Source organism: Saccharothrix sabaoui (assembly GCF_051756985.1).
Lineage (GTDB): Bacteria > Actinomycetota > Actinomycetes > Mycobacteriales > Pseudonocardiaceae > Actinosynnema.
Genome location: NZ_JBPKJK010000079.1, coordinates 1 through 14,815 on the forward strand (window position 1 = coordinate 1; position 14,815 = coordinate 14,815).

The window sequence follows — 14,815 nt, forward strand, 5'->3', positions numbered from 1 at the left end:
CCGGAGCACCGCCGCCGCGGCTACGCGCGCGCCGCCCTCGAAGCCCTGCTGCGGCGGGCCGCCGACGAACCGCTGGTGCGCACCGTCCGGGTGACCATCAGCCCGGACAACGAGCCGTCCTACCGGCTCGCGTCCCAGTACGGGTTCGTCGAGGTCGGCGAGCAGTGGGACGAGGAGGACGGCCTGGAGGTCGTCTACGAACGACCCGCGGCCGGTGCGGGGGCCGTCCGGGGGGACTAGGTTCCGACCCATGACCCAGACCCCGGAGACCCGGACCCCGGAGCAGACGCCGGACATCAAGCCCCGCAGCCGCGACGTCACCGACGGCCTGGAGCGCACCGCCGCCCGGGGGATGCTCCGGGCCGTCGGCATGGGCGACGAGGACTGGGGCAAGCCCCAGATCGGCGTCGCCTCGTCGTGGAACGAGATCACCCCGTGCAACCTGCCGCTCGACCGGCTGGCGAAGGCGAGCAAGGACGGCGTGCACGCGGCGGGCGGCTACCCGCTGGAGTTCGGCACGATCTCGGTGTCCGACGGCATCTCCATGGGCCACGAGGGGATGCACTTCTCCCTGGTGTCGCGGGAGGTCATCGCGGACAGCGTGGAGACGGTCGTGCAGGCCGAGCGGCTGGACGGCACGGTGCTGCTGGCCGGCTGCGACAAGTCGCTGCCCGGGATGCTGATGGCCGCCGCCCGGCTCGACCTGGCGAGCGTGTTCCTCTACGCGGGCTCGATCCTGCCCGGCCGGGTGACGCTGTCGGACGGCACCGACCGCGAGGTGACGATCATCGACGCGTTCGAGGCGGTCGGCGCGTGCTCGCGGGGACTGATGAGCCGCGAGGACGTCGACCGGATCGAACGCGCCATCTGCCCCGGCGAGGGCGCGTGCGGCGGCATGTACACGGCGAACACGATGGCGAGCGCGGCCGAGGCGCTGGGCATGTCCCTGCCCGGCAGCGCCGCCCCGCCCGCGACCGACCGGCGGCGCGACGGGTTCGCCCGGCGCTCCGGCCAGGCCGTCGTCGGGATGCTGCGCCGGGGGATCACCGCCCGCGACGTCATGACGCGCGAGGCGTTCGAGAACGCCATCGCCGTGGTGATGGCGTTCGGCGGCTCCACCAACGCGGTCCTGCACCTGCTGGCCATCGCGCACGAGGCCGAGGTGGAGCTGTCGCTGGCGGACTTCACCCGGATCGGCGCGAAGGTGCCGCACCTGGCCGACGTCAAGCCGTTCGGGCGGCACGTGATGACCGACGTGGACCGCATCGGCGGCGTGCCCGTGGTGATGAAGGCGCTGCTGGACGCGGGCCTGCTGCACGGCGACTGCCTGACCGTCACCGGGCGCACGGTCGCCGAGAACCTCGCCGAGCTGGACCCGCCGGGCCTCGACGGCACCGTGCTGCGCGCCCTGTCGTCCCCGATCCACCGCACCGGCGGCATCACGGTCCTGCACGGGTCGCTCGCGCCGGAGGGCGCGGTGGTGAAGTCCGCCGGGTTCGACTCGGACGTGTTCACCGGCACCGCGCGGGTCTTCGACCGGGAGCGCCCCGCGATGGACGCCCTGGAGGACGGCACGATCGCCGCGGGCGACGTCGTGGTCATCCGCTACGAGGGCCCCAAGGGCGGTCCGGGGATGCGCGAGATGCTCGCCATCACCGCGGCGATCAAGGGCGCGGGGCTGGGCAAGGACGTCCTGCTGCTCACCGACGGCCGGTTCTCCGGCGGCACGACCGGCCTGTGCGTCGGCCACGTCGCCCCGGAGGCCACCGACGGCGGCCCGATCGCGCTGGTCCGCGACGGCGACCGGATCACCCTGAACGTCGCCGAGGGCACCCTGGACCTGCACGTGGACGAGGCCGAGCTGGCCGTCCGCCGGCAGGACTGGACCCCGCCCCCGCCCCGCTACCCGCGCGGTGTGCTGGCGAAGTACGCGAAGCTGGTCGGCTCGGCGTCGCGCGGGGCCGTCTGCGACTGACCCGCGACCGGCGGTGGCGGCCCACCCGGACCGCCACCACCCGGGCCGCCACCGCCGGGGACGTCACCAGAGGTCGGAGGTGATGATCTCCGTCATCCGGTCGAGCGTCAGCGGGGGAGCGGCGGCGAGCAGCGCGCCGCGGCCCTTGGGGTCCTCCACGTTGCTGACGTGGAAGACGACCTGGAGGCCGTCGGCGCGCGAGAGGGCGGCCACGTGGGTCACCCCCCCGGGGTGCACGTCCAGCGCGACCCGCTGGGTGATCAGCGAGGAGCCGTCGGGCAGGTCGCGGCGGACGCAGTCGGACCCCGGGATGCCGTCGCACGAGGCCACGCCGCGGTTGGTGGGGTACACGACCAGGTCGTACCCGCCGCTGACACCGGCCGCGGTCAGCGTGCCGCGGATCGACGCGCCCACCTGCTTCCCCGGTGACGCGGGCGTGGACGACGTCCCGGAGCTGGGGGTCCCGGAACTGGGCACCCCGGAGCTGGGGGTCCCGGAGCTGGGGGTCCCGGAGGCGGGCACCCCGGAACTCGGCACCCCGGAGGCGGGCGTCCCGGAGGCGGGGGTGCCGGCGTCGGACGACCCGGGGGCGGGGATGGCGGGGAGGTCGATCACCACCAGGCCGGGCCCGCCGTCGGTCACGGTGAACGTCGCCGAGTCGCCCAGGACGGCCCGGAACCGCTCGGCCAGCGCGGCCGGCGTGTCCGGCGGCGTCGGCGGCGCGGACGTGGCGGGCGCGGACGAGGTCGGCGACGTGGTCGGCGGTCCCGCGACCTGCGTGCCGGCGGGCTGCTCCGGCACGAGCAGGGAGATCCCGGCCGCCGCGCCGGCGACCGCGACGACCGCGACGGCGGCCAGCACCAACCGGGGCGCGGTGCCCGACCTCGCGGGTCGGGGGCGTTCGAAGGGGCGTTCGGCGGTCACGGCGTCCGCCCGCCGCTCCAGCTCGCCGAACGCGTCGCGCAGGACGCGCAGGTCGCTCATCTCGTCTCCTGGTAGGTGGCGTGGGCGGGGTGGTCGGCGGTCAGGTCGATGCGCAGGGTGGCGAGCGCCCGGGAGATCTGGCTGCGCACCGTCGACACCCGGCAGCCCAGCTCCGCGGCGATGTCCGCGTCGGGCAGGTCGGCGTAGTAGCGCAGCACGACGGCCGCGCGCTGCTTGCGGGGCAGGCCCGCGAGGCGCCGGATCATCGCGTCCCGCTCGGCGCGCTCGTCGGCGCCGTCGCCCACCGGCCGCGCCTCGGGCTCGACGTCGGCCCGGGGGGCGGCGCGGCCCAACCTCCGTCGCCAGGACAGGTACTCGTTGACGACCATCCGCCGCACGTAGGCGTGCGGCTGGTCCGTCCGCGAGATCCGGTCCCAGCGCTCGAACGCCCTGGCGAGCACGTCGCTCACCAGGTCCTCGGCCAGCCAGGGCTCACAGGTCAGCACCGTGGCGAACCGCATCAGCGCCGGACGTCGTCCGGCCACGTACTCACCGAACTCCACGGGCACGCTCCCGTCCAGCGACTCGTCTCGTGATCACACCCCTCAACGGTCGGGCCGGCCGATCCGCTGCACGCCGCGCGGCGGAAAGTCGCGGGGATCACCCCCGCAGGGCCGCCCGGCACGAGTTGAGCGAGTCGCGCAGGGTCCGCCGGGCGGGTTCGTCCAGGCCCGCCACCATGCGCTCCTCCAGCGCGGCGACGGCGGGCGCGACCTCGGCCAGCGCGGCCCGGCCCGGCGCGGTCAGGTCGATCAGCCGCCTGCGCCCGTGGTCCGGGTCGGGGCGGCGGCTGATCAGGCCCCGGCTCTCCAGCGCGGTGATGATGTCGGCCATGGCCTGCGGCGTGACGAAGCTGTTGCGGGCCAGGTCGGCGGTGGTCATGCCCTCGCGGCGCTCCAGCACGGTCAGCGCGGTGTAGGTGGACGTGGTGAGGCCGTGCGGGCGCAGCACCTCGTCGAGGTTGGCCCGCACCGCGAGCTCCACCTGCTTCACGGCGTAGAGCAGCGAGGGTTCCACCGGCACATCCTCCATGATGACAGGTTTCCTGTTACCGTCGGCCGCATGACGCTCCCACCCACGTTGCAGGTGGAGGACCGCGGCGAGGTCGCCGTGCTGCGCCTGGCGCGCGCGGCCAAGCGCAACGCGCTCGACGACGCCACCGTGCGCGGGCTCGGCGAGTTCTTCGCCGACCCGCCCGCGGGCGTCCGCGCGGTCGTGCTCGACGCCGAGGGCGACCACTTCTCCGCCGGGCTCGACCTGGGCGGCCTCACCGGCGTCGACGCGTTCGCCGGCGTGGCGCACTCCCGCGCGTGGCACCGGGCGTTCGAGCGGGTCGAGCGGGGCACCGTGCCGGTGGTGGCGGTGCTGCGCGGGGCCGTCATCGGCGGCGGCCTCGAACTGGCCTGCGCCGCGCACGTCCGGGTCGCCGAGCCCTCCGCGTTCTACGCCCTGCCCGAGGGGCAGCGGGGCCTGTTCACCGGCGGCGGCGCGGCGGTGCGCCTGCCCCGGCTGATCGGCGTGGCGCGGATGGCGGACCTGATGCTCACCGGCCGCGTCCTGGACGCCGCCGAGGGGCACGCCCTGGGCCTGTCCCAGTACCTCGTGGGCGAGGGGGAGGGCCTGGCGCACGCGCTCGGGCTGGCCGCGACGATCGCCAAGACCTCGCCGATCACCACGTTCGCCGTGCTCCAGGCCCTGCCCCGGATCGCCGAGGCCGCGCCGGACCAGGGCTACCTGCTGGAGGCGCTGATGGCCGCGGTCGCCTCCAGCAGCGACGAGGCCCAGCGGCGGATGACCGAGTTCCTGACCGGACGCGGACCGAAGGTGGACCCGTCATGACCCCCGAGCTGCTGTGGACGCCGCCCCCGGACGTCCGCGAGACCACCCGCATCGGCCGCTTCGCCGCCTGGGTGGAGCGGGAGCGCGGACTGCGCTTCGCCGACTACACCGAGCTGCACCGCTGGTCCGTCACGGACCTCGACGGCTTCTGGTCCGCCGTCGTGGAGCACTTCGGCATCACGTTCACCACGCCGCCGCGCGCCGTGCTGGGCCGCCGGGAGATGCCCGGCGCGGAGTGGTTCCCCGGCGCGGAGCTGAACTACGCGTGGCACGCCCTGCGCCACCCCCTCGGCGACGAGGTGGCCGTCGTCGCGCACTCCCAGACCCGGCCGCCGGTCGAGCTGACCTGGGCGGAGCTGCGCGACCAGGTGGCCCGCGCCCGCGCCGGCCTCGTGCGGCTGGGCGTCGGCCGGGGTGACCGCGTGGTCGCCTTCGCGCCCAACGCGCCCGAGACGCTCGTCGCCTTCCTGGCCACCGCGAGCCTCGGCGCGGTGTGGGCGTCCTGCGCGCCGGAGTTCGGGGCGCGCAGCCTCGTGGACCGGTTCGCGCAGGTCGAGCCGGCCGTGCTGCTCGCCGTGCCGGGGTACGTCCACGGCGACCGGCACGTGGACCGCCGGGACACCGTGGCCGAGCTCCGCGCCGGCTTACCGGGCCTGCGGCACGTCGTGGAGATCCCCTACGGCGGCGGCTCGCTGCCCGACGCGGTCGGCTGGGACGAGCTGCTCGCCCGGCCCGGCCCCCTCGACTTCGAGCCCGTCCCGTTCGACCACCCGCTCTACGTGCTGTTCTCCTCCGGCACCACCGGCAAGCCCAAGGCGATCGTGCACGGCCACGGCGGCATCACCGTCGAGCACACCAAGAACCACGCCCTGTCCTGGGACCTCGGCCCCGGCGACCGCATCCAGTGGTTCTCCACCACCGCGTGGATGATGTGGAACCTCTCCGTGTCCTGCCTGCTGGTCGGCGCGTCGGTGGTGCTGGTCGACGGCAACCCCGTGCACCCCGACCCCGGGTGGCAGTGGCGGCTGGCCGACGAGACCGGCGTGACCACCCTGGGCGCCTCGCCGGGCTGGCTGATGGCGTGCCGGGCGAAGGGCCTGCGGCCGGGGGAGCTGGGGCTGCGGCGGCTGCGGCAGATCGGCGTGGCGGGCAGCCCGCTGCCCGCCGAGGGCTACCACTGGGTGCGCGGCCAGTTCGGCGACCGCGTGCTGCTCAACAACGGCAGCGGCGGCACCGACGTCTGCACCGCCCTGGTGCAGGGCAGCGCGTGGCAGCCGGTGTGGGCGGGGGAGATCTCCGGTCCCGCGCTGGGCATGGCCTGCGCCGCGTTCGACGTGCACGGCGGACCGGTCGTCGGCGAACTGGGCGAACTGGTCGTCACCGAACCCGCGCCGAGCATGCCGGTGGCGTTCTGGGGCGACGCCGAGCCGACCGACCCCGCGTCCCGCTACCACCGCGCGTACTTCGACGCCTACCCCGGCGTGTGGCGGCACGGCGACTGGGTGCGCTTCCGCGACGGGGGCGGCTGCGTCATCACCGGGCGCAGCGACGCCACCCTCAACCGCGGCGGCGTCCGGCTCGGCACCGCCGAGTTCTACGCGGTGGTCGAGGAGCTGCCGGAGGTGGAGGACAGCCTCGTCGTGCACCTGGAGGACCAGTCGGGCGGCAGCGGGGAGCTGCTGCTGTTCCTGCAACTCGCGGCCGGCGCGGAGCTGGACGACGCGCTGCGCGCCCGGGTCGTCGGGGCGCTGCGCTCGGCGCTGTCGCCCCGGCACGTGCCCGACCGGATCACCGCCGTGCCCGCGGTGCCCCGCAACCGCACGGGCAAGAAACTGGAGCTGCCGGTGAAGAAGATCCTGCGCGGCGCGGCGGTGGACGACGTCGCCGGCCGCGACGTGCTGGCCGACCCGACCTCGTTGGACGCGTTCGAGGGGTGGCGGCCGTGAACACCGGGACGGGTGCCGGGACGGACGACGCCGGGGTGGGTGCCGCCGGGATGGACGTCGCCGGGATGGACGCCGCCGGGATGGACGTCGAGGGGCTCGACGCGGTCGACTTCCACGTGCACGTGGAGCAGGACGCGCACGGGTGCTTCGCGCTCGACCGCGAACTCCTCGACGCCTCCGCGAAGTACTTCAAGGCCGACCAGGACCGCACGCCCACCGTGGAGGCCATCGCGGCGCACTACCGCGCGCGCCGCACCGCCGCCGTCGTCTTCACCGTCGACGCCGGCACCGCGCTCGGCCACCCGGCGCTGTCCAGCGAGGAGATCGCCGACGCCGCCGCCGCGCACGCCGACGTGCTGATCCCGTTCGGTTCGGTCGACCCGCACGACGCCGGCGCGGTGCGGCGCACCCGGTCGCTGGTCCGCGACCACGGCGTGCGCGGCTTCAAGTTCCACCCGAGCCTCCAGGCGTTCGAGCCGAACGACCGCGCCTTCTACCCGCTGTACGAGGCGATCACCGAGGCCGGCGTGCCCGCGCTGTTCCACACCGGGCAGACCGGCATCGGCGCGGGACTGCCCGGCGGGCGCGGCGTCAAGCTGCGCTACAGCGACCCGATGCTGCTCGACGACGTGGCCGCCGACTTCCCGGAGCTGACCGTCGTGCTCGCGCACCCCTCGGTGCCGTGGCAGGACGCCGCCATCTCCATCGCGACGCACAAGGCCAACGTCCACATCGACCTGTCCGGCTGGTCGCCGAAGTACTTCCCGCCGCAGCTGGTGCGCGCGGTCAACGGGCTGCTCAGGCACAAGGTGCTGTTCGGGTCCGACTACCCGGTCATCACGCCGGACCGGTGGCGCGCCGACTTCGCCGAGCTGGACGTCAAGCCCGAGGTCCGCCCGCTGGTGCTCAAGGACAACGCCGTCCGCCTGCTCGGCCTGGGGGGAACCCGGTGACGCACCCCGCCCTGGAGCTCGTCGCCCGCCTGCGGGTGCTGGTCGGCGAGCCGATCGACGCCGGACCCGTCCCCGGCGGCCGGCGGCGCGTCATCCCCATCACCGGCGGCAGCGCCGACGGTCCGCTGATCACCGGCGAGGTCCTGCCGATCGGCGCGGACTGGAGCCTGGTCCGCGCCGACGGCGTGCCCACCGTGACCGCGAAGTACCTGGTGCGCACCGAGGACGGCACGGTCCTGACCGTCACCAACAGCGGCACGATCAGCGTCGACGGCGGCGTGCCGCGCGGCCTCACCACCCCGCGCGTCGAGGCACCGGCCGGTCCGCACGCCTGGCTCAACGACGCCGTCCTGGTCGGCACGCTCGACCTCCTCCTCGACGGCGGGCGACCGGTCGGCGTCGCGCTCGCGTTCCACCGCGCGGTGCGCGGCTAGCGTTCGGGGCCGAGCCCCGCCCGGAGCCGGCCGAGCCACTCGACGCCCAGCCGCCGCCCGTCCGGGAACCGGTCGTGCCGGTCCCAGCGCCACGTCGTGACCATCGCGAGCACCAGGCGCCGGTACTCGCGCAGCAGGTCCCGGTCGACGCCCGGGTAGTGCTCGCCGACCTCCTCGGGCGCGTGGGCGAGGTCGAACTCGACCGGCCCGCGGCAGCACGTCTCGAAGTCCACGAACAGCGGTCCGCGCGCCGCGGCGAGCACGTTGTCGGGGTGCGGCTCGCCGTGCAGCAGTTGCTCGGCCCCGCCGCTCGCCCGGCGCGGGTCCCGCAGCGCGCCGGCGAGCAGGTCCCGGTCCGCGCCGGCCAGGCCCGGGGTGCGGTCGCGGTCCGCCACGAGCCGCCGGGCCTGCTCGACCCGGTCCGTGAAGTGCGGGACGGGGAGGTCGAGCGCGCGCAGGCCGGCGTGCAGCCGCCCGAGCGCGTCGGCGTAGTCGGCCGGCGGGACCGGGGACGGCGTCGCGGGCCCGTAATAGGTCCACAGCGTGACCACGAACCCGTCGTGCTCGTGGACGCCGGGGTCGGCGAGCGCGGCCACCGGGCTCCCCGAGGCGGCGAGCCGCCGGGCGAGCTCGACCTCGGTCCGCGCGACCTGCTCCGCCTCGGGCGCGACCCGGGCCACGACGTCGCACGGCAGCAGCCGCAGGGTGAGCTTGTCGGAGTCCTGGAGGACGGTGGTGTCGTCCACCGCCAAGCCGACCGACGCCGCGACCGACGTGGCCGCGGCCACCGCGCGCCGGAACTCCGGGGTCCGCACCGTCGCCGGGTCCCCCTCCTCGCGCCGCCGTGCCCTCGCCGGCGCGACCCTACCAAGGCGCTAGCAGGTGTACTCGTGGCGGCGGCGCAGCATCGCCGCCACCATCGCCGGGACCATCAGCGCGTGCCCCGCCGTCATCAGGGCCGCCCCGGACAGCGCGCCGGCCCAGTGGAACGGCAGCAGGACCAGGAACGGCGCGTACATCGCGGCGCACATCCCGACCACGCCGGGCCACGCGTGCCGCCGCACGCGCATCCACACCGCCATCCCGACCGACATGTCCGTGGCCATCACCAGCACGTGCGCGGTGGGCACCTCCTCCAGGCCCGGCCAGGCGAACGACCAGACCGGCCCCAGCACGACCATGCCCACCAGCATGGCCGCCACCATCTCCAGCAGGTGCCGGGTGAAGCGCAGCGCACCCCTCGAACGCTGCGCTCCCCCGGCGGTCTCCCGGTCTGCCCCTGCACCGCGGTTCGTCATGGGGGAATGGTCGTCGCGGAGGAGCGCGCGGTCAGGTGCCGAAGGTCATGCGCGGGGTCACGTGACCCCGGCCGGGGCAGGCCGGGCCGGGGCGGGTTCAGGGCGGGCCGGGTTCAGAGCAGGCCGAGGTCGCGCGCCCGCAGCGCCGCCTGGGTGCGGTCGCGCACCCGGAGCTTGGCCAGCACGCCGGTGACGAGGTTCTTCACCGTGCCCTCGGCCAGGAACAGGGTCCCGGCGATCTCGCGGTTGCTGCGGCCGGCGGCGAGCAGCCGCACCACCTCCAGCTCGCGGCGCGACAGCGGCGACGCGCGCGGCGGGGCGTCCTCCTCCGGCAGCCGGGCGATCCGGGCCACCAGCTTGGTCGCGACCGACGGGTGCAGCGCGGACTCGCCGCGCCGGGCCGCGACCAGCGCCTCCACCAGCCGGGCCGACGAGACGTCCTTGAGCAGGTAGCCGACCGCGCCCGCGCGCAGCGCCGCGAACACGTCCGCGTCGTCGTCGAACGTGGTCAGCGCCAGCACCCGCACGCCGGGCTGCTCGACCCGCAGCCGGTCGGTGGCCGCGATCCCGTCCAGCACGGGCATCCGCAGGTCCATCAGCACCACGTCCGGGCGCAGCTCGGCGCACCGCCGCACGGCCTGCTCGCCGTCACCGGCCTCGCCGACCACCTCGATGCCCGGCTGGACCTCCAGCAGCGTCGCCAGGGCCTCGCGGAACAGGGCCTGGTCGTCGGCGATCAGCACGCGGACGGGGCCGGACCGGTCCCCGCCGGTCACCCGGTCGCTCACCCCGGCACCTCCACGGTCAGCGTCAGGCCGCGCCCGGCGGCCGAGTCGACGGACACCCGCCCGCCCAGGTCCGCCACCCGCTCGCGCACCCCGACCAGGCCGAACCCGGGGCCGTCCGGGTCACCGCCGCGCCCGTCGTCGCGCACCTCCAGCCGGACCAGGTCGCCGCGCCCGTAGTCGAGCACGACGGTCGCGGCCGTCGCGCCGGCGTGCTTGCGGACGTTGGTCAGACCCTCCTGGGCGGCCCGGAACAGCGACTCCTCGACCTCGACGCGCACCTCGCGCGCCGTGCCGCGCACCTCCAGCCCGGTCGGCACGCCCGCCTCGCGGGTCGCGTCCGCCAGCGACCGCAGCGCGTCCACCAGCGGCGCGGACCGGGGTTCGCGCAGCGCGGCGACGGACCGGCGCACCTCCGCCAGCGCCGCCCGCGACTGGTCCTGGGCCTTCTCCAGCATCGCGTCCAGGCGGTCCGGGTCGGCGGTGCCGATCACCGCGCGCGCCGCCTGGAGCAGCATCTGCACCACGGTCAGGTGGTGGCCCAGGCCGTCGTGGATGTCGCGCGCCACCCGGTTGCGCTCCTGGGTGGTCGCCAGCTGCTCGGCCTGCGCCGCGTACCCGCGCAACCGCTCGTGCGCCGCCGCCAGCTCCGCCCTGGACCGCTGCTCGCGCAGCAGCAGCTCGGTGATGACGAGGGCGAACGCGCACGCGGCGAACGTGCCGAGCCCTTCGCGCAGCCCGTCCCGCCACTCCATCGGCGCGTGCACCAGCGGCACCGCCACCACCACCGCGACGGCGGCGGGCAGCGGCAGCAGCAGCCTGCTCTGCGAGACCAGCACCACCAGCAGCAGGATGCCCCCGATCGTCGCGCCGGACAGCGCGAACACCAGGAAGCCCAGCGGCAGCTGGACGGCGGTGTAGGCGACCGCGAGCGCCCGGCCACCGCCGCGCACCCGGTGGAACCCGGCGGTGGCCAGCACGACGTAGACCAGGCCGAGGACCAGGGTGGGCACGAGGTACGTCCGGTACTCGCCCGAGCCGCCCAGCGGCAGCGTCGCGTACGCCACGACGGCCAGGATGCTCAGCGCCCACTGCACGCGCCCACTGTGCTGGAGGCCGAACGGCGTGGTCAACCGGGTGCGGGACGGCCATGATGCGAGGTGGTCGGGAGGCGGTCGCGGGCGTGGCGGCCACGGGGCGAGCGGCCGGGCGCGCGGTCCGGCGGGAACGGGTTGGCGGTGGCGGACGACGCGCGGCGCGTGGTGAGCGGGGAGCAGGTCGTGCACGGCGCCTGCGAGTTCTTCCTGCGGCACGGCGAGGTCGACATGGACGGGGTGGCGAGGAGCCTCGCCATCAGCCGGGCGACGCTCTACCGCGTCGTGCACAGCCGTGACGGGCTGCTCGGCGACGTGCTGTGGCGGCTCGGCGAGAGGGTCCTCGACCGGGCCAGGCGACGGCGGCGCACCTCCGGCGTGGAGGGCGTCCTGGAGGTCACCCGGCACTTCGTGGACCGGCTGCGGGTGGCGGGGCCGTTCCGGGACTTCCTGCGCGACGAGCCGGAGACGGCCGCGCGCGTGCTGTTCACCGGCACCGGCGCGGTGCACCGGCGGGCGGTGTCGGCGCAGCGGGAGATCCTGCTGGAGGTGCCGGGGGACTGGCGCCCGGCCGGGCTCGACCAGGTCGCGTTCCTGTACGTGCGCATCGTGGAGTCCGCGCTCTACGCCGAGCTGCTCGGCGGCCGGCCGCTGGACCCGGACCTGACCGAACGGGCGGCCCGCAGCGTGCTGCTGCCGCGCTGACCGCCGGGTGCCGGGAACGCCGGGCGGCGGGTGCTGAGACCGCCGTCTCACGATCGCCGCGGGCGCTGGTGGGTCCTGTGACGGCCCGGTTACGTTCGGGCACGACCATCCCCCACAGTCGAGGGAGTCGGTATGCGGTTCTCGCCGCGCGGCCTCGTCCCGCTCGTGATCGCCCTCGGGGCGCTGCTCCCGGCCGCCCAGGCGGTGGCCGCACCACCGGACCGGCCGCCGAGCCTCGTCGGCCCCCTGCCCGGGGCGGTGCCGGGCGACCGGCTCGCCGAGCGGGTCGAGGACACCTACCCGTTCTTCTCCACGCCCGCCGACCTCGCCGCCGCCGGGTACGTCGAGCAGGAGTTCCACCTCTCCGGCGTCGCGGACGGCTACGCGGTCGACGGCACGCGGGTCGCCACCGGCGTGCCGTACACGACCCGCGTCGTCGTGCGGCGGCCCGCGCACGCCCGGCACTTCAGCGGCACCGCGCTGGTCGAGTGGCAGAACGTCACCGCCGGGTACGACCTGGACGCGCTGTGGCACGCCGAGTCGGTGCTGCGGGCCGGTCACGCCTGGGTCGGCGTGTCGGCGCAGCGCGTCGGCGTGGACCAGCTGCGCGGGTGGAGCCCGGCCCGCTACGGCGACCTGGACGTGACCGGCGGCGGCCGGTTCACCGCCGACGAGCTGTCCTACGACGTCTTCACCCAGGCCGGTCGCGCCGTCGCCGGGGACCGGCTGCTCGGCCCCCTGCGCGCCCGGACGCTGCTGGCCGTCGGCGCGTCGCAGTCCGCGGGGCGGATGGCGGTGCTCTACGACCGCGTCCTGCCCCGGCAGCGGCCGGTGTTCGACGGCTACGCGTTCGTCGTCGGCCCGGCGCCCACCCGGGTCGGCGCGGAACCCGTCTTCCAGGTGCTGTCCGAGACCGACGTGCCCAGTGCGCGCCGGCCCGCCGACACCGACCTGTTCCGCCGCTGGGAGGTGGCGGGCGGCGCGCACTCCGGGCACCAGGGGCAGGTCTACCGCGAGCCGATCTCCGAGCGCGACCTCGGCGGTGCGCCCTCGTACGCCTGCGACCGGCCGCCGTTCAGCCGGGTCCCGGTCCACCACGTCACCGCGGCGGCCTACGAGCACCTGCGGCGCTGGGCGGAGCACGGCACGCCGCCGCCCGCGGCCCGGCCGCTGGAGTTCGAGGCGGACGGCGTCACCAAGAAGCGCGACGCGCTCGGCCTGGCGCTCGGTGGCGTCCGGCTGTCCCAGGTCGTCGCGCCGACCGCGCTGAACACCGGCGACAACTCCGGCGAGACGTTCTGCCGGCTGTTCGGCACGCACGTCCCGTTCGACCGGGCCACCCTGGACCGGCTCTACCCCGACCACGCGGGCTACGTGCGGCGGGTGGTGGCCGCCGACGCCGACGCCGTCCGCGCCGGTCACCTGCTGCCCGCCGACGCGAAGCAGAACCTGCGCGACGCCCTGGCCGGGTGGTCGCGGTGAGGGCGCTGCTGATCGCGCTGGCCCTGGCGCTGACCGCGCCCGCGGCGCCGGCCCAGGCCGACCCGCTCACCCCGGTGGTGTTCGTGCACGGCCAGCAGGGTTCGGCGCAGCAGTGGCAGTCCAACGCCAAGCGGTTCTCCTCCAACGGCTACCCGGACCGGCTGCTGCACGCCTTCGAGTACGACACGGGCATCCCCACCAACGACCACGCCGTCGCCGGGCTGGAGACCTTCCTCGCCGACGTCCGGGCGCGCACCGGTTCGTCCACCGTGGACGTCGTCGCGCACTCGCGCGGCACGACCGTCCTGCACGCCTACCTGGCCGACCCGGCACGCGCCTCGGGCGTGCGCCGGTACGTCAACGTCGACGGGCGCTCGGCCGCCGCGCCGCCCGGCGGCGTGCCGACCCTGGCGCTGTGGGGCAGCCTGCAACCCACCGGGTCCATCGGCGGCGCGACCAACGTGTACCTGACCACGTTGGGGCACACCGAGACCACCACGTCCGCCGACGGGTTCGCCCACGTGCACCGCTTCCTGCGCGGTCGGCCCGCCGCCACGACGCTCGTGCTGCCGCAGCTCCCGACGGCGGTCTCGGTCGCCGGCCGCGCCACGTTCTTCCCGCAGAACGACGGCGCGGCGGGCCTGCTGACCGTCTGGGAGCTGGACCCGGCGACCGGCGCCCGCCGGGGCGTCCCGCGCCACGCCGTGCGCACCGCCGCCGACGGCTCGTTCGGCCCGCTGCGCGTGCACGGGGCCAGGCACCACGAGTTCGAGCTGGTCCGCGACGGCGAACTCGTCCACCACTTCTACGTCGAGCCGTTCGAGCGCTCCGACCGCTTCCTGCGGTTGCAGGTCTCCCGCCCCGGCGGGATCGGCGACCAGGTCGACCGGTGCCCCGCGCACACCGCGCTCACCGTCGTCCGCCAGCGCGAGTGGTGGGCCGACCAGCAGCCGGCGGACACCGACCGCCTGGAGCTCAACGGGGTCGACGTCCTCGCCCCCGCCGTCGCGCCGCGCCTGCGCCAGGTCCTCGCGGCGTTCGCGTTCGACGACGGGTGCGACCTGACCTCGACGCCCGGGGTCGTGCTGCCCCCGTTCGGCGGCCTGCCGTTCCTCACCGCGATCGACGCCTACCTGCCCGCCTCGGGCAGCGTCCGCGTCACCCAGGTCGCGCGCGGCACGGGAGGCCGGTCGCGCACGATCGCGGTGCCGGCCTGGCCCTCGGACGCGCACGCGGTGACCGTGCAGTTCAAGGACTACCTGGACGTGCGCTGACGCGGGTCCCGTCCGACCGGGTCGGTGTGCGGCCACCGACCCGGTC

Annotated in this window: 16 protein-coding genes; 9 read left to right on the top strand and 7 right to left on the bottom strand. The window is 75.8% G+C overall.

What is annotated here, in order from left to right:
• Window positions 1-240, top strand: a 240-nt coding sequence (locus ACR807_RS23675; RefSeq protein ID WP_438923583.1) for a GNAT family N-acetyltransferase, incomplete at its 5' end; no start/stop codon positions are given.
• Between the two features lie 10 nt (window positions 241-250).
• The gene (gene ilvD, locus ACR807_RS23680) at window positions 251-1,975 is read left to right on the top strand and encodes a dihydroxy-acid dehydratase (RefSeq protein ID WP_438923584.1); all 1,725 of its coding nucleotides are present in this window, start codon (window positions 251-253) and stop codon (window positions 1,973-1,975) included.
• A 63-nt stretch (window positions 1,976-2,038) separates the two neighbouring features.
• Here the strand turns inward: ilvD and ACR807_RS23685 are convergent, their stop codons facing one another.
• From ACR807_RS23685 to ACR807_RS23695, 3 genes are all read right to left on the bottom strand, one after another.
• Window positions 2,039-2,959, bottom strand: a complete 921-nt coding sequence (locus ACR807_RS23685) for a hypothetical protein (RefSeq protein WP_438923585.1) — start codon at window positions 2,957-2,959, stop codon at window positions 2,039-2,041.
• Window positions 2,956-3,468 carry a SigE family RNA polymerase sigma factor gene (locus ACR807_RS23690; protein ID WP_438923586.1) on the bottom strand — a complete coding sequence of 171 codons (513 nt, stop codon included), beginning with the start codon at window positions 3,466-3,468 and terminating at the stop codon, window positions 2,956-2,958. Before ACR807_RS23690 ends, ACR807_RS23685 begins: the two co-directional genes overlap by 4 nt.
• Window positions 3,469-3,559: 91 nt before the next feature.
• Complete coding sequence (locus tag ACR807_RS23695) at window positions 3,560-3,991, bottom strand: MarR family winged helix-turn-helix transcriptional regulator (RefSeq protein WP_438923587.1); 432 nt, start codon at window positions 3,989-3,991, stop codon at window positions 3,560-3,562.
• Between the two features lie 30 nt (window positions 3,992-4,021).
• On the opposite strand from ACR807_RS23695, the gene ACR807_RS23700 reads away from it, so the two are divergent.
• The 4 genes from ACR807_RS23700 (at window position 4,022) to ACR807_RS23715 (ending at window position 8,131) form a co-directional block, all read left to right on the top strand.
• Window positions 4,022-4,798: a crotonase/enoyl-CoA hydratase family protein gene (locus ACR807_RS23700; protein ID WP_438923588.1), complete on the top strand. Its 777-nt coding sequence runs from the start codon at window positions 4,022-4,024 to the stop codon at window positions 4,796-4,798.
• Window positions 4,795-6,744, top strand: coding sequence for an acetoacetate--CoA ligase (locus ACR807_RS23705; RefSeq protein ID WP_438923589.1), 1,950 nt, complete (start codon window positions 4,795-4,797; stop codon window positions 6,742-6,744). The genes ACR807_RS23700 and ACR807_RS23705 overlap by 4 nt, the downstream gene beginning before the upstream one ends.
• A gap of 80 nt (window positions 6,745-6,824) precedes the next feature.
• On the top strand, window positions 6,825-7,697 hold the full coding sequence (gene couO, locus ACR807_RS23710) for a 4-hydroxyphenyl-beta-ketoacyl-CoA hydrolase (protein WP_438923613.1): 873 nt from the start codon (window positions 6,825-6,827) through the stop codon (window positions 7,695-7,697).
• Window positions 7,694-8,131: a DUF3237 domain-containing protein gene (locus ACR807_RS23715; protein WP_438923590.1), complete on the top strand. Its 438-nt coding sequence runs from the start codon at window positions 7,694-7,696 to the stop codon at window positions 8,129-8,131. Before couO ends, ACR807_RS23715 begins: the two co-directional genes overlap by 4 nt.
• Here the strand turns inward: ACR807_RS23715 and ACR807_RS23720 are convergent.
• The 4 genes from ACR807_RS23720 to ACR807_RS23735 form a co-directional block, all read right to left on the bottom strand.
• Entirely contained in the window at window positions 8,128-8,946 is an 819-nt protein-coding gene (locus ACR807_RS23720; RefSeq protein WP_438923591.1) for a phosphotransferase enzyme family protein, read from the bottom strand. The genes ACR807_RS23715 and ACR807_RS23720 overlap by 4 nt on opposite strands.
• Before the next feature lie 60 nt (window positions 8,947-9,006).
• Entirely contained in the window at window positions 9,007-9,429 is a 423-nt protein-coding gene (locus ACR807_RS23725) for a hypothetical protein (protein ID WP_438923592.1), read from the bottom strand.
• A 113-nt stretch (window positions 9,430-9,542) separates the two neighbouring features.
• Window positions 9,543-10,217, bottom strand: a complete 675-nt coding sequence (locus ACR807_RS23730) for a response regulator (RefSeq protein ID WP_438923593.1) — start codon at window positions 10,215-10,217, stop codon at window positions 9,543-9,545.
• Window positions 10,214-11,311, bottom strand: a complete 1,098-nt coding sequence (locus ACR807_RS23735) for a sensor histidine kinase (protein WP_438923594.1) — start codon at window positions 11,309-11,311, stop codon at window positions 10,214-10,216. The genes ACR807_RS23730 and ACR807_RS23735 overlap by 4 nt, the downstream gene beginning before the upstream one ends.
• 141 nt (window positions 11,312-11,452) lie before the next feature.
• Here ACR807_RS23735 and ACR807_RS23740 point away from each other — a divergent pair, with 141 nt between their 5' ends.
• The 3 genes from ACR807_RS23740 to ACR807_RS23750 all read left to right on the top strand — a co-directional run bounded on the left by ACR807_RS23740 (window position 11,453) and on the right by ACR807_RS23750 (window position 14,769).
• A complete protein-coding gene (locus ACR807_RS23740) occupies window positions 11,453-12,013 on the top strand; it encodes a QsdR family transcriptional regulator (protein WP_438923595.1) in 561 nt (186 codons plus the stop codon).
• Between the two features lie 132 nt (window positions 12,014-12,145).
• Window positions 12,146-13,495: an alpha/beta hydrolase domain-containing protein gene (locus ACR807_RS23745; protein ID WP_438923596.1), complete on the top strand. Its 1,350-nt coding sequence runs from the start codon at window positions 12,146-12,148 to the stop codon at window positions 13,493-13,495.
• Window positions 13,492-14,769, top strand: a complete 1,278-nt coding sequence (locus ACR807_RS23750; protein WP_438923597.1) for a hypothetical protein — start codon at window positions 13,492-13,494, stop codon at window positions 14,767-14,769. Before ACR807_RS23745 ends, ACR807_RS23750 begins: the two co-directional genes overlap by 4 nt.
• Window positions 14,770-14,815: the final 46 nt, after the last annotated feature.

What these genes read in the sequence shown, in the direction of transcription:
- ilvD (WP_438923584.1), top strand. Translation starts at nt 251, where the DNA reads ATGACCCAGACCCCGGAGACCCGGACCCCGGAGCAGACGCCGGACATC.
- ACR807_RS23685 (WP_438923585.1), bottom strand. Translation starts at nt 2,959, where the DNA reads ATGAGCGACCTGCGCGTCCTGCGCGACGCGTTCGGCGAGCTGGAGCGG.
- ACR807_RS23695 (WP_438923587.1), bottom strand. Translation starts at nt 3,991, where the DNA reads ATGGAGGATGTGCCGGTGGAACCCTCGCTGCTCTACGCCGTGAAGCAG.
- ACR807_RS23700 (WP_438923588.1), top strand. Translation starts at nt 4,022, where the DNA reads ATGACGCTCCCACCCACGTTGCAGGTGGAGGACCGCGGCGAGGTCGCC.
- ACR807_RS23705 (WP_438923589.1), top strand. Translation starts at nt 4,795, where the DNA reads ATGACCCCCGAGCTGCTGTGGACGCCGCCCCCGGACGTCCGCGAGACC.
- couO (WP_438923613.1), top strand. Translation starts at nt 6,825, where the DNA reads ATGGACGTCGAGGGGCTCGACGCGGTCGACTTCCACGTGCACGTGGAG.
- ACR807_RS23725 (WP_438923592.1), bottom strand. Translation starts at nt 9,429, where the DNA reads ATGACGAACCGCGGTGCAGGGGCAGACCGGGAGACCGCCGGGGGAGCG.
- ACR807_RS23745 (WP_438923596.1), top strand. Translation starts at nt 12,146, where the DNA reads ATGCGGTTCTCGCCGCGCGGCCTCGTCCCGCTCGTGATCGCCCTCGGG.